Raw genomic sequence first — 13,779 nt, forward strand, 5'->3', positions numbered from 1 at the left:
CTCTTGGTCCTTAGCTGTGGCCATCTCTGTTCTCCTTACGGAAATCCTGCAGCGAAGCGTGTCGCAGATCCTCCTGGCCGCGCAAGTGCTTCACAGCACCGATTTAGATCAGGCTCGCCCATGGAGCCTTGAGCCGACGGCCGCTTCATGCCTTTCGGCGAGCCGCCGGAGAGGAAGGCCGAGGCTTCCCGCGCCGGAAATGAAAAAGCCCGCCGGTTAGAGCCAGCGGGCTTGATATGTTCACCTTGGGAGGCAATCAGGCGTTTTTCACCGGCCCCGAGATCGGAACGATCTGCGCGGTAATCAATGGCAGACGCTCACGCTTGGTCAGCAACGGCGTTTCATATGTCTTCTTCATTATGTCCTCACTTTTTCCCTCGACTGAAAATTGTTTGAGGCGCCGGTTTTTGTCAACCTAGCGATTTCGTTAGCCGCCAGCGATCACCAACTCGGTCGCAAGCCGGCGTTGATGCTTCAGCACCAGGGCAAGGTGCGATGGCGTGGCTCAGGCCTTCATCGGGTTCAGCTTCAAATGCTGGATCAGAATAATCGTCTTGGCATCGACGATACGTCCGTCGGCAATGCCGGCCAGCGCTTCATCGAGCGGCATTTCCAGAACCTCGATGTCCTCGCCTTCTTCCGGCGCGCCGCCGCCGGCCGAGATGCGGTCGGCGGGTGAATAGCGGGCGACGAAGAACCACAGCCGCTCGGTGACGCTGCCTGGGCTCATGTAAGGCGAAAACAGCCGCTCAATCTTGTTCAGCCGATAGCCGAGCTCTTCCTCGGCTTCCTTGCGGATGGCGGTTTCGGGATCGTTTTCGTCGAGCAGCCCGGCACAGGCCTCGATCAGTGGCTCGCGATGGCCGGTGACGTAGGCGGGATAGCGGAACTGGCGCACCAGCAGCACGGTCGAACGGCTGGGGTCGTAGGGCAGGATCACCGCGCCATCGCCGCGATCATAGGTCTGGCGGATCTGCGTCTCCCACTGGCCGTCACGCCGGCGATAGTCGAGCACGGTCTTTTTCAGCACCGCCCAGTCGTCGGAAAGAACCTCTTCGGAGCGGATGCGAATGCGATCTTCCATTGGACACCTCGGTATTTGCTGCCGAGCGCAGGCGTAGCCGCGAACCTGCGCCGGTGCAATTGGGACAGTGATTGGTCCAGCGGGCGTTTCACTCTCTCGTGTGTGGTATGCAAGAGTTCCATTTCCTAAGTAACGTGTTCCCCTCCCCGGAGCCCTTTCATGACTGCATCGCTTTTTCAGCCGATCACGCTCGACGGCCTCACATTCCACAATCGCATCGCAGTGGCGCCTATGTGCCAGTATTCCGCCGAGGACGGCTGCGCCAGCGACTGGCATCTCTATCACTGGATGAACCTGGCCATGTCCGGTGCCGGCATGGTCACGGTCGAGATGACCGATGTCGAGCGGCGCGGGCGTATCACGCATGGCTGCCTCGGGCTTTATTCCGATGACAATGAAGCCGCCGCGCGCCGTACACTGGACGCTGCACGACGCGTCGCCGCGCCGGACACGAAATTCGGCACGCAGCTGGCGCACGCCGGCCGCAAGGCCTCGAACCGCAAGCCCTGGGAAGGCGGCGGCCCGCTGCAGCCAAACGAAGACCCCTGGCAGACCGTCTCGGCCTCGGCCATCGCCTATGACACCGGCTGGAACGTGCCGCGCGCGCTCAATGAGGAAGAAATCCTGCAGCTCATCGAGCGCTTCGTCGAAGCCGCAAAACGGGCCGAACGCGCCGGCTTCGACTTCATCGAACTGCATGCCGCGCATGGCTATTTGATCTTCCAGTTCCTGTCGCCGCTGTCCAACCAGCGCACGGACCGCTGGGGCGGCTCGCTGGAAAACCGGATGCGTCTTGTCGTCGARATCGCCARGGCGGTGAAAAAGGCGGTGCCAAAGCTGATGCTCGGCACGCGGCTGTCGGTGAAGGACTGGGTCGATGGCGGCTTCGACGTCGAGGATTCGATCGAAGTAGCGAAGGCCCTGAAGGCCGAGGGCGTCGCCTATCTCTGCTGCTCCAGCGGCGGCAATTCGCCGTTGCAGAAATTGCCCACCGGCCCCGGTTATCAGGTGCATCTGGCGGAAGCCGTGCGCAAGGGCGCCGGCATCCCGACCCGCGCGGTCGGCCTGATCGACGATCCGAAGCAGGCCGAGGCTGTTATCGCCGAGGGCCGAGCCGACATGGTGGCGCTGGCGCGCGCCTTCCTCGCCGACCCGCGCTGGGGCTGGCGTGCTGCCGCCACATTCAGCGAAAAGATCCATCCGGCGCCACAGCTCGCCCGCTCGGTGACGACCATGGAACACTGGATGAAGGCGGCGGGCTGATCGGCCCGTTTTCCTGATACCGGCGCATCCTGCCCAGCCCGTCTGCAACAGCCCGCTTCAATTCTCGCCGCAAACTGTTAATTTGGGTGAGGCTGCGGCGGGCGCGGCCGGGCTTGGGAGGAAATCATGTCGTTCAAGGCATTCTTGCCGGCTGCGATGCTTGTGACTGTCGCCGGGTTTTGGCTCGGTGCATCGACGCCGAGCGTCGCGCAATATTGCGAGGGTACGGTGCACGGCCTGTCCGGGCGCTACAATCTGGCCACCGGCAGCGGCTTTCTCGCCGTGCGGACACGGCCAAACTCGTCATCGCGGATGATCGGCCAGCTGTTCAATGGCGATCACACCGAAATCTTCGACCGGCGCGGCAACTGGTATCAGGTCGAAATCGGCGGTACGACCGGCTGGGCGAACGCACGCTGGCTGCGCAACGATTGCGGCTACTGAGGCCGTTTCGAAAATCGCTCTGGATGGCTGCCGGAGCAGAGGTTCCCAAACAGCCTCTGAGACGTTTGGGCGCAGGCTGACGGCCACTTTTGCAACCAAATTGGCTGCTTTGCGTTGCGGCCATGATGGACAACAAACCTTTTGAAACGCCGGTCGTGGTCGAACTCGGCCATGTCGGCAAATATCGCCATATCCGCAGCACCCAGGAAGCGGCGGAGTGTCTGATGACGGTGTGGCCGCTCAATCGCGGTCCGCGTCATCGTGATGCCCTCGACACTTGCCTCAAAGTGCTGGAAGGTTATCGTTCGACAGCGGAAGCGCGACGGGCATTGATCGAGGCCGCCAGGGAATCGGAAGTGCTGGTGCCCGACGACAGGCTGTCCGACGACCGGCTGCATTGAGCAGGCGGACTTTCAACCGGAGGTTTTGATGGCGAAGCTGACTTACAAGATCGTCGAGCATGACGGCGGCTGGGCCTACAAGGTCGGTTCGACCTTCTCGGAGACATTTCCCACCCATCAGGATGCGTTGCGCGCCGCCGAGATCGCCTCGGCCGAGCAGCAGGTGGCCGGCGCGACGGACGGCATCCAGTACGAGGATGCCGATGGCAAATGGCATGAGGAACTGGCGGATGGCCGCGACCGGCCGCAGACCGAAGTGTCCGACTGAGCAATTTCCCGGAAAAGTCTGAAGAAGAGAACTTGCCGGCAGGAACAGGCAGGGCGCCGACCGCGGACGTCAGGAGAGACGACGTCCTACGGTCAGCGGCTGCCCAGCGGTTGAACTACTTACCGCAATAGTGGTCGTTGGTGTTCAGTCCGGCATTCGCATCCGGACCGGCCGTATTGTAAGCGCAAGGTCCGGCCGCACCAGTGTCGCCGAGGCTGTCCAGCCCGGAGCGGTCGCCATTGATGCTTCCGGTCGTGTTCTGGTCAACACCTGAAGACTCTTCGTTGCCGAACGGCCACCAGCTGTGATGGTTGGAATATGCGGCGTCCGACGATTGCGCCATCGCCGATGTGGCGAGACCGATCGTCAGAACCGATGCTGCGAGAAGTTTCCTGTACATTGCATTACTCCGTGTCTTGGTCGCCTTGGGTGCGACACGGGGTAAACCCGGCAGTCAGCCGGTTGGTTCATTGAAATTGTCGTGAGGCTGGGGTGATGGAAACGCGCGGGCGGCAATCCGCTCGATGAAATCAATCACCCGCCTCGGCTCGACGAACTGCGGCATATGGCCGACCCCATCGACGGGTTCGAAATCGAGCCCCTTGATCTTGCCTCGCATCGGCTCGCCATGGATGCGGATGTCGATGACGCGGTCGCCGGTTCCAAACAGGATGCCGGCAGGCATGGCAATCTCGCAGTAGCGTTGCTCGATGCGGCCGAGATCCTGTTCAATGGCCACGACATCGGCTGAAGTCGCTTGGAAATGGGCTGGCCGCAGCCCGAGCCAGCCACCGCCGTCGACCATGTAGTCCGCAGGAAAAGCCTGCGGCGCAAAGATGAATTCCATCGTCGGCCGCGCATAGCGCAGGCTCAGCGGTATCGCCACGGTGTAGGCCATGATCCAGCGCTTCAGGCGCGAGGGAATGTAGAGCAGGTCGAACCGCTGGCGTGCCCTGGTTTCCAGATGCGTCAACGGCGCCAGCAAGGCGATGCCCGAAATCGCCTCGGGATGCTCCACGGCCAGCGTCAGCGTGACGGCGCCACCCAGCGAGTGACCCACCACCAGCGGCCTTTCCAGCCCCAGTCTTTCAATGAAGCCGCGCACCAGGGCTGCCTGCTCGGGCAAGCGGCCGGTGGCACCGCTGGCGCGCACCGAATAGCCCGATCCCGGACGATCGAGCGCGATCAGCCGGTAGCCCGGGCCAAAGTGCGTGAACAGCGTGTGCCTGAAATGATGGAGTTGCGCACCAAGCCCGTGCAGGAAGACGATCGGCCKSCCCTCGCCYWCMTCGACATAGTGGATGCGGTTGCCGTCGAYCTCGAYGAATTTTCCGMSCGSCGGCACCAGYCTTTSSGCCTTSGCSGCGATCCACARCGTCGCCAGCACCAGACAGGCGAACCCCAGGGCCGCCAGCAGGAGCAACAGGGCCAGCAGCCACGACAGGATCGATATCAGCATTGTTCACCCGGACCAGAACCAGTTTGAGCTTACCTGCATCCGGTTACGCCGCAACCTCACATCGAAACGGGGCCGTCCTGGCATGGATTGTTCCCCCCGGTTGGCATTGCCGACAGCCACGCGCCGCGCTATCTCAGGCGACCCGTCCTGCCGGAGCCCTCCATGCCTGAAATCGTTACAGCCGCCATGCTCGTCATCGGCGATGAGATTCTGTCCGGCCGCACCAAGGACAAGAACATCGGCCACCTCGCCGACATCATGACGGCTGTCGGTATCGACCTGAAGGAAGTACGCATCGTTCCCGACGAGGAAGACGAGATCATTGCTGCGGTGAATGCCGTGCGCGCGCGCTACACCTATGTGTTCACCACCGGCGGCATCGGCCCGACCCATGACGACATCACCGCCGATTCGATCGCCAAGGCGTTCGGCGTTCCCTGTGAATACGATGCCAAGGCCTATGCGATGCTGGGCGAAAGCTATGCGGCGCGCGGCATCGAATACACCGACGCGCGCAAGCGCATGTCGAGGATGCCGCGCGGCGCCGACCACATCGACAACCCGGTCTCGGTGGCGCCTGGTTTCCGCATCGGCAACGTCCACGTCATGGCCGGCGTGCCRTCGATYTTCCAAGCCATGCTCGACAATGTCGTGCCGACGCTGAAGRCSGGCACSAARATGCTGTCGGCGACGGTGCACTGYCCGTTCGGCGAAGGCCTTATCGGCGGGCCATTGGGTGAGATCCAGAAGGCGCATCCGGACACGATCATCGGTTCCTATCCAAAGTATGGCGACGGCAAGTTCTGGACCGAACTGGTCGTTCGCGCCCGCAGCCAGGAGGCGCTCGAGGCCGCGCGCGCCGATGTCGAGGCGATGGTGGCGGGTTTCGCCGCCAAGGCGAGCTGAGGCCGGAACCAAGCACGGCGCGCCAACGTTTCCTTGCACGCGAGATCGAAGCTCGCCAGATTGAGGGACCACCATGCGCTTCAAGACCATCGTTGCCATTCTGCAGAACGAGCAGGACGCCGAGCGCGTGCTCGACTGCGCCATTCCGCTCGCCAGCCGCTTCGAGAGCCATCTGATCGGCATCCATGCCGAGGCGCTTCCGGTGCCCTATACTTCGGCGACCGGCTTCCCGGATACCGAGTTCCTGCAGGTCTCGGCCGACCTGAATCGGGAGCGGGCCGACAAGCTGCAGGCTGTCTTCCTGCGGAGCATTGAGGATTCCGGCCTCTCCTTCGAATGGCGCAGCCTGGAGAGTTTCTCCGGCGACAGCGCGCTGACCGGCATTTCGAGCGTGCGCGCCGCCGATCTGATCATTGCCGCCCAGCGCGATACGGGCGGCGACCCGAGCGCCGATGTCGATACGCTGGTCTATGATGCGGGCCGGCCGGTGCTGGTGGTGCCACATGCGGGTCCGCTGGTCACCACATTCAAACATGTGCTGCTCGCCTGGAACGGCAGCAAGGAAGCCGCCCGCGCCGCCTTCGACGCACTGCCCTTCATCATCGAGGCCGAGAAAACCGACATATTGGTCATCGATCCGCCCGACACGCTCGACGAAAGCCCGGAGGCCGCCGGCGCCGAAATCGCATCGGCCCTGTCGCGCCATGGCGCCAATGTCAGCGTCTCGGTGCAGAAATCGGGCGGCACCTCGGTCGACGACATGATCCAGAACCGGATCGCCGAGACCGGCGCCGATCTTCTGGTGCTTGGCGCCTACAGCCACTCCTGGCTGCGCCAATTGCTGTTTGGCGGGGTGACACGCACGGTGCTGCGCACAACGCAGGTGGCGGCCTTCCTGTCGCGATAAGTCCACAGCCATCGCAGCCGGTCGCCCTTGCCAAGCCCAGGGGTTTCCGTTTAATTCCGCGCGCATTCCCCTGTTTTTGTGCACGCGGTCTTCGCGTGCTGCGGAGTGCGCGAAAAATGTCCCTTCCCGAAAAAGCCTTYCCGGTCTCCTGGGACCAGTTCCAYCGCGACGCCCGTGCGCTTTCCTGGCGGCTTTCCGGCGCCAACAAGGGGCAATGGCGAGCGATCGTCTGCATCACCCGCGGCGGACTGGTCCCCGCGGCGATCATTGCGCGCGAGCTCGGCATCCGCGTCATCGAGACGGTCTGCGTCGCCTCCTATCATGACTACACCAGCCAGGGGCAGATGCAGGTACTGAAGGAGATTACGCCGGCATTGCTGGTCGACGACGGCGTCGGCGTGCTGATCATCGACGACCTGACCGACACCGGCAAGACGGCGGCGATCGTGCGCGCAATGATGCCCAAGGCGCATTTCGCCACCGTTTACGCCAAGCCGAAAGGCCGCCCGCTGGTCGACACTTTCGTCACCGAGGTCAGCCAGGACACCTGGATCTATTTCCCCTGGGATATGGGCTTCACCTATCAGAAGCCGATCGCCGACGACCACGCAGGTTGATTCGCAACACGCCGCTTTTTTCCAGTTAAGCCGCCACAGATGACAATATTTGCTTCCGCGGACGGGTCTGCGGGGCAGGATATCCTATCAAATCGACCCTTCTTGACGGGAATCGGCCAGCCTGACCAAAGTTTTTACTTTTATTGGTCACAATTAGCCGTAAGATTCGTAAGGCGGCAAACGATTCTGGAGGCTGGGGCTAGCTTCTCCGATGTTGACAAGGCCAACGACGCACAACCATCTGGCTGAAAGGGTCCGGCGACTCTTCGGCACCGCGCCGTGCCGCCTGCAAGTTGCCGCCCTGCCGTGGCGCGATACCGGAAATGGCGTCGAGATCATGCTGATCACCAGCCGTGATACTGGTCGCTGGGTGTTGCCGAAGGGCTGGCCGGAAGCCAGGGAGCCGCTCTGCGAGGCGGCGGCGCGTGAGGCCGGCGAGGAAGCCGGACTGCGCGGAAGCATCTCTCATCTCGAAGCCGGCCGTTACTTCTATGCCAAGGTGCTGGCATCGGGCGAAGAAGTGCCTTGCGAGGTGCTGGTGTTTCCACTGCACGTCGACAAGATCGCCGAGCGTTGGAAGGAAAAACGCTCCCGCACCCGCAAATGGGTCAATTCCAGCGAAGCGGTGCGTATGGTCAATGAACCCGACCTTTGCCAGATCATCGCCTATTTCTGCGCCGACCCGCATAGGTTTGCCTGAGCGACATCTTTCGCGTGTCCTACGGCGGATTCACAACCATGTGATGTGCCGCATGAATGGTTTGCTAATTTTTCATCGCTAAGAATCGATCAATATGGCGATTGATCGATGGCAAACTCCGTAGACCCACTTAAGCAAGAGTCCGACGCCTCCAAGCGCGAGCACCGTCCACGCGTGCTCAAGGGCGGTTCCGTCATCACCGGGATTCAAAATTCGGAAATCGGCGTTATGGTCCGCAACCAGCATGCGGGCGGCGCCGAGTTGAAGATACCGCTCGAGTCGCGGGTTCCCGATCGTTTCCTTCTCTATGTGCCGCTCGACGGCGTCGCCTATCGCTGCGAGGTTCGCTGGCGCCGCAACGATCGGGTCGGCGTSCAGTTCACCGGCACCGAGCCGAAGCCGAAGCTGCACTACGGCTGACATCGGGTGTATCGGCCTGACAGGCTTTGCGGTTGGCCGATCGCCGCCGACCAGTGCCTCCTGACTGTCAACGACAGCAACCCGCCGGCCGAAACGATAATCGCAGCGGCGCATTTCTATCCCCGTTATCCACATGTGTGACACACAAGATGTTGGGGTCACAAAAGCTACGCAAACGAATCCTTGACGRCGCAAAMCGAGTCGCCTTTTATASGCCATGYGCTCYTGTTGAGRGYGCGACCGGWRAGTTYYKAGCCCGGTCTTTTTCCCGGATTWTGTGCGTTTTTGCCCRSATTTYCGCCTGTTTACGAGGCCGGCGGAAGCGTTGGGATTGTGGGGTGGTGGGGCGACGAAAGGGAGAATTGTCGGACTGGAATAAATTGTCTGTTAATACTATATTTAGTGTTTGCAGGTAGGTTCGACGCTAGATAGTGTGAATTTCCCTCGAGTGAGGGAATCGAAAAAATCAGATTTGAGGGACCCGCGAGGTTCTCCGGTGCGTTGTGACAGAGGCTTCTTAAGGAGCCCAGGTAGCAAGTGCTGGGGGAGATCGCGAAATGGAGAGCCGGCCGTTTTCGAACGCCGGCAGACGGCGGACATGCGCGTTTCGCATTGGGGGCAGAAATCCCCTGACGAAAGCGCTATATATAGACAAAAGGACCGGACCAATGCGCATCGAGCGTCGCTTCACCAAGCCAGGCCAATCAGCTTATGCGGAGATCGAATTCCGCAAGGCCCTTTCCGAGATCAAGAATCCGGATGGCTCGGTGGTGTTCCGCTTGGACAACATCGATGTGCCGGCGCAGTTCTCCCAGGTCGCCGCCGACATCCTGGCGCAGAAATATTTCCGCAAGGCTGGTGTCCCCGCGCGGCTGAAGAAGGTCGAGGAGAACGACGTCCCCTCCTTCCTGTGGCGCTCCATTGCCGACGAGGCCGAGCTTGCCAAGCTGCCGGAAGCCGAGCGCTACGGGTCCGAGATCGATGCCCGCCAGGTCTTCGACCGGCTGGCCGGCACCTGGACCTATTGGGGCTGGAAGGGCGGCTACTTCAAGACGTCGGAGGAAGACGCGCGCGCTTTCCGCGATGAGCTTGCCTATATGCTGGCCACCCAGCGCGTCGCACCGAATTCGCCGCAATGGTTCAACACCGGCCTGCATTGGGCCTACGGCATCGACGGCCCGAGCCAGGGCCACTTCTATGTCGACCCCTTCACCGGCAAGCTGACCAAGTCGAAGTCTTCCTACGAGCACCCGCAGCCGCATGCCTGCTTCATCCAGGGCGTGCAGGACGACCTCGTCAACGAGGGCGGCATCATGGAYCTGTGGGTGCGTGAAGCGCGCCTGTTCAAATACGGCTCCGGCACCGGTTCGAACTTCTCGMTGCTGCGCGGCGAAGGCGAAAAGCTGTCCGGCGGCGGCCGTTCGTCCGGCCTGATGAGCTTCCTCAAGATCGGCGACCGCGCGGCGGGCGCCATCAAGTCGGGCGGCACGACGCGCCGCGCCGCCAAAATGGTCATCGTCGACGCCGACCACCCCGATATCGAGGAATTCATCGACTGGAAGGTCAATGAAGAGCAGAAGGTCGCCTCGCTGGTGACCGGCTCCAAGATCGTCAAGAAGCATCTTGAGTTGATCATGAAGGCCTGCGTCAATTGCGAAGGCAATGGCGACGATTGCTTCGATCCGGCTATCAACACGGCGCTGAAGCGCGAGATCAAGGCGGCCAAGAAGGACGCGGTGCCGGAGAACTACATCTACCGCGTCATCCAGTTCGCCAAGCAGGGCTACACCTCGATGTCGTTCAAGACCTACGACACCGACTGGGATTCGGACGCCTATCTGACGGTTTCGGGCCAGAACTCCAACAATTCGGTGTCGCTGAAGGACAATTTCCTGCGCGCCGTCGAGCAGGACGCCGACTGGCACCTGACCGCCCGCAAGGACGGCAAGGTGTTGAAGACGCTGAAGGCGCGAGATCTCTGGGAAAAGATCGGCTACGCCGCCTGGGCATCGGCCGATCCGGGCCTGCACTTCAACACGACGATGAACGACTGGCACACCTGCGCTTCCGCCGGTGCGATCCGGGCCTCCAACCCGTGCTCGGAATACATGTTCCTCGACGACACGGCCTGCAACCTCGCCTCGATCAACCTGCTGCCCTACCGCAATGGTGACGGCACGATCGACATCGCTGCCTACGAGCATACGGTGCGGCTGTGGACCATCGTCCTCGAAATCTCGGTGATGATGGCGCAGTTCCCGTCGAAGGAGATCGCCAAGCAGTCCTACGAATACCGCACGCTCGGCCTGGGCTACGCCAATATTGGCGGCCTGCTGATGACYTCGGGCATTCCCTATGACTCSGACGAAGGCCGCGCSATCTGCGCMGCACTCACCGCGATCATGACCGGCAYSGCCTATGCCACKTCKGCCGARATGGCCGSYGAGCTCGGCGCCTTYGCCGACTACGACCGCAAYGCSCAGAACATGCTGCGCGTCATGCGCAACCATCGCCGTGCCGCCTATGGCGASAAGSASGGCTAYGAGAAGCTGGCCGTCAATCCGGTGCCGCTGGTCGCTTCCGACCTCAAGCAGGAGGCGCTTGTCGAGCATGCGAAAGCCGCCTGGGACCGCGCCATCGAGCTTGGCGAGGAGCACGGCTACCGCAACGCGCAGGCAACCGTCATCGCGCCGACCGGCACGATCGGCCTGGTCATGGATTGCGACACCACCGGCATCGAGCCTGACTTCGCGCTGGTGAAGTTCAAGAAGCTCGCTGGCGGCGGCTACTTCAAGATCATCAACCGCGCCGTGCCGGAAGCATTGCGTACGCTCGGCTATTCCGAAGCCCAGCTGGCCGAGATCGAGGCCTATGCGGTCGGCCACGGCAATCTCAACCAGGCGCCGGCAATCAACCCCGGCTCGCTCAAGGCAAAAGGCTTCACCGACGACAAGATCACCGCACTCAATGCGGCGCTGAAGTCGGCCTTCGACATCAAGTTCGTCTTCAACCAGTGGACGCTCGGCGCCGACTGGGTGAAGGAGACCTTTGGCTTCACCGACGAGCAGCTCAACGACTTCTCGTTCGAGATCCTGCCGGCGCTGGGCTTCTCCCGCAAGGACATCGAGGCCGCGAACATCCATGTCTGCGGTGCGATGACTTTGGAAGGCGCGCCCTTCCTCAAGGCCGAACACCTCGCCGTGTTCGACTGCGCCAGCCCGTGCGGCAAGATCGGCAAGCGCTCGCTGTCGATCAACAGCCACATCCAGATGATGGCGGCGGCGCAGCCCTTCATCTCCGGCGCCATCTCCAAGACCATCAACATGCCCAACGATGCGACGGTGGAAGACGCCAAGGGCGCCTACATGCTGTCGTGGAAGCTGGCGCTGAAGGCCAACGCGCTTTACCGCGACGGCTCGAAGCTGTCGCAGCCGCTCAATGCCTCGCTGCTCGCCGATGGCGAGGAGGATGAGGACGATGCGGYSGAGCAGCTGATCGMGGCCCCGGCCGCGGCACGTGCAGCACAGATCACCGAGCGGATCGTCGAGCGCATCATCGAGCGCGTGTCGCGCGAGCAGGAAAAGCTGCCCGGTCGCCGCAAGGGTTATACCCAGAAGGCCAAGATCGGTGGCAACACCATCTTCCTGCGCACCGGCGAATATGATGATGGCCGCCTGGGCGAGATCTTCATCGACATGAACAAGGAGGGTGCCACGCTGCGTGGCCTTCTCAACAACTTCGCCATCGCGATTTCGCTCGGCCTGCAGTACGGCGTGCCGCTCGACGAATATGTGCACGCCTTCACCTTCACCAAGTTCGAGCCGGCCGGCATGGTCATCGGCAACGACGCCATCAAGAGCGCGACGTCGATCCTCGACTACGTGTTCCGTGAGCTGGCGATCTCCTATCTCGGCCGCAACGACCTCGCCCATGTCGACCAGTCGGATTTCTCCAACACCGCACTTGGCCGTGGCATCAGCGAAGGCAAGACCGACGCCGTCTCCAAGGGCCTGACCCGCGGTTCGCCGGTGAAGCTGGTGTCGAGGGCAATCGGCAACGAGCCGAAAGGCTTTGCCGGCTCCACCACCCCTGCCCGCTCGGCGCCGACCGCCTTCTCCGGCTCCAATGTGCTGGCGCTGAAGCCGGCCAGCGACGAGGCGGTCGCCTACAAGCGCGACTATGAGGATCGCGCCAAGGAACTGGCCGAAGACATCGCCTTCGAGGAAGCGGCGGGGGCTGCTTCCGACACCACGGCGGCACTGTTCACYGACGCCGCMGCSAAYGAAGCGGCCGARGCRAARAAACTCGCCGCCGACCGCCGYGCCAGGTCRCTGCTGCAAGGCTACACCGGCAATTCCTGCTCCGAGTGCCAGAACTTCACCATGGTGCGGAACGGGACTTGTGAGAAGTGTGACACGTGCGGCGCYACGAGCGGGTGCAGCTGAGGGATTACCGGGAAAGCCCCAACAACGGCACCACTAGGACTCGGCTCCCAATACGCGAAAACGTGTTGGGAGCTGATTTTCGCAATGGCACCAGAACCGAAGCAACAGCACTACATCCCAGAGACCTACTCTAAGCACTTTTCCAACGAAAAGGGGCACATCACCGTTTATGACACGTGGGACAATTGCAGAGTTTTTTCCACGTCCCCAAAGGCAGTTTTCAAAGAGAAATACCTATATTCTCAGCCGGTTCACGCTGAAGGGCGCTTTGACAATGCCATGGAGCGGCTTTTCTCGGACAAAATAGAGAGCGGCTGGGACCAAACTGTCAGACTCATCTGCGGAAAGAAGGAACTCTCGAGAGGCGAGATTGCGCAGTTTATCGAGTTCCTTCTATCTATGCGATGCCGCGTGCCGAATGCGCTCAGAGCAGTCATGCAATTGTTGCGAGATTCTGTCGTGCAAGTTTCCGGTCAAATTTCCGAACCTGTGCCAGACGTTTTATTGACAGCTTACCGCAAGGCAACGGGAAATCTTTCGAGTTCGGTTGGAATGCAAGATATATTGGATTCCGGAATCGTCAAAATAGGCATAGACCCGCATACTGCTATCCTATCAATGCATAATATTGTTCAAGGCATGTCTTCTGTAATGGATCGCTTAAAAGTTCCGACGTTCCTGCACAACAAGACAGACGTTGATTTTATCTCTAGCGACAATCCGGTTTGTTACTTCATAGCAGGCGCACATTTAGATCAAATCATTCCCTACGACGTAAAAAAATCAGATGAATTCGAATTGATTTTTCCGATAACTCCGCGCGTCGCAATGTGCGTTGATTCCCGAAGAAAGACATCTACACCAC

The 13,779-nt window shown here is 61.2% G+C and carries 14 protein-coding genes; 11 read left to right on the plus strand and 3 right to left on the minus strand.

Features of this window, described 5'->3' with window-relative positions; all coding sequences use genetic code 11:
• Positions 1 to 505: 505 nt before the first annotated feature.
• Positions 506 to 1,084, minus strand: a complete 579-nt coding sequence (locus AC1DX0_RS19960; protein ID WP_477221348.1) for an NUDIX domain-containing protein — start codon at positions 1,082 to 1,084, stop codon at positions 506 to 508.
• A gap of 159 nt (positions 1,085 to 1,243) precedes the next feature.
• On the opposite strand from AC1DX0_RS19960, the gene AC1DX0_RS19965 reads away from it, so the two are divergent.
• From AC1DX0_RS19965 to AC1DX0_RS19980, 4 genes are all read left to right on the plus strand, one after another.
• Complete coding sequence (locus AC1DX0_RS19965) at positions 1,244 to 2,347, plus strand: NADH:flavin oxidoreductase/NADH oxidase (protein WP_477356569.1); 1,104 nt, start codon at positions 1,244 to 1,246, stop codon at positions 2,345 to 2,347.
• Positions 2,348 to 2,473: 126 nt separating this feature from the next.
• Positions 2,474 to 2,791 carry an SH3 domain-containing protein gene (locus AC1DX0_RS19970; protein WP_477221346.1) on the plus strand — a complete coding sequence of 106 codons (318 nt, stop codon included), beginning with the start codon at positions 2,474 to 2,476 and terminating at the stop codon, positions 2,789 to 2,791.
• A gap of 122 nt (positions 2,792 to 2,913) precedes the next feature.
• Positions 2,914 to 3,192: a DUF982 domain-containing protein gene (locus AC1DX0_RS19975; RefSeq protein WP_019857850.1), complete on the plus strand. Its 279-nt coding sequence runs from the start codon at positions 2,914 to 2,916 to the stop codon at positions 3,190 to 3,192.
• Between the two features lie 28 nt (positions 3,193 to 3,220).
• The gene (locus tag AC1DX0_RS19980; RefSeq protein ID WP_019857848.1) at positions 3,221 to 3,460 is read left to right on the plus strand and encodes a DUF2188 domain-containing protein; all 240 of its coding nucleotides are present in this window, start codon (positions 3,221 to 3,223) and stop codon (positions 3,458 to 3,460) included.
• A 115-nt stretch (positions 3,461 to 3,575) separates the two neighbouring features.
• Here the strand turns inward: AC1DX0_RS19980 and AC1DX0_RS19985 are convergent, their stop codons facing one another.
• Complete coding sequence (locus tag AC1DX0_RS19985; RefSeq protein ID WP_477221344.1) at positions 3,576 to 3,860, minus strand: hypothetical protein; 285 nt, start codon at positions 3,858 to 3,860, stop codon at positions 3,576 to 3,578.
• A 54-nt stretch (positions 3,861 to 3,914) separates the two neighbouring features.
• Positions 3,915 to 4,919, minus strand: coding sequence for an alpha/beta fold hydrolase (locus AC1DX0_RS19990; protein ID WP_477356571.1), 1,005 nt, complete (start codon positions 4,917 to 4,919; stop codon positions 3,915 to 3,917).
• Positions 4,920 to 5,081: 162 nt separating this feature from the next.
• Here AC1DX0_RS19990 and AC1DX0_RS19995 point away from each other — a divergent pair, with 162 nt between their 5' ends.
• The 7 genes from AC1DX0_RS19995 to AC1DX0_RS20025 all read left to right on the plus strand — a co-directional run.
• Positions 5,082 to 5,825, plus strand: a complete 744-nt coding sequence (locus AC1DX0_RS19995; protein ID WP_477356573.1) for a competence/damage-inducible protein A — start codon at positions 5,082 to 5,084, stop codon at positions 5,823 to 5,825.
• 73 nt (positions 5,826 to 5,898) lie between these two features.
• On the plus strand, positions 5,899 to 6,732 hold the full coding sequence (locus AC1DX0_RS20000; RefSeq protein WP_477221341.1) for a universal stress protein: 834 nt from the start codon (positions 5,899 to 5,901) through the stop codon (positions 6,730 to 6,732).
• A 116-nt stretch (positions 6,733 to 6,848) separates the two neighbouring features.
• A complete protein-coding gene (gene gpt, locus AC1DX0_RS20005) occupies positions 6,849 to 7,349 on the plus strand; it encodes a xanthine phosphoribosyltransferase (RefSeq protein WP_477221340.1) in 501 nt (166 codons plus the stop codon).
• 211 nt (positions 7,350 to 7,560) lie between these two features.
• A complete protein-coding gene (locus tag AC1DX0_RS20010) occupies positions 7,561 to 8,049 on the plus strand; it encodes an NUDIX hydrolase (RefSeq protein WP_477221339.1) in 489 nt (162 codons plus the stop codon).
• Between the two features lie 108 nt (positions 8,050 to 8,157).
• Positions 8,158 to 8,469, plus strand: a complete 312-nt coding sequence (locus AC1DX0_RS20015) for a PilZ domain-containing protein (protein ID WP_477221338.1) — start codon at positions 8,158 to 8,160, stop codon at positions 8,467 to 8,469.
• 668 nt (positions 8,470 to 9,137) lie between these two features.
• On the plus strand, positions 9,138 to 12,914 hold the full coding sequence (locus tag AC1DX0_RS20020; RefSeq protein WP_477356575.1) for a vitamin B12-dependent ribonucleotide reductase: 3,777 nt from the start codon (positions 9,138 to 9,140) through the stop codon (positions 12,912 to 12,914).
• Positions 12,915 to 12,998: 84 nt separating this feature from the next.
• A partial coding sequence (locus AC1DX0_RS20025) for a DUF4238 domain-containing protein (protein ID WP_477356577.1) occupies positions 12,999 to 13,779 on the plus strand: 781 nt, incomplete at its 3' end.

The sequence above is a fragment of the Mesorhizobium sp. P3_A9 genome (assembly GCF_056402975.1).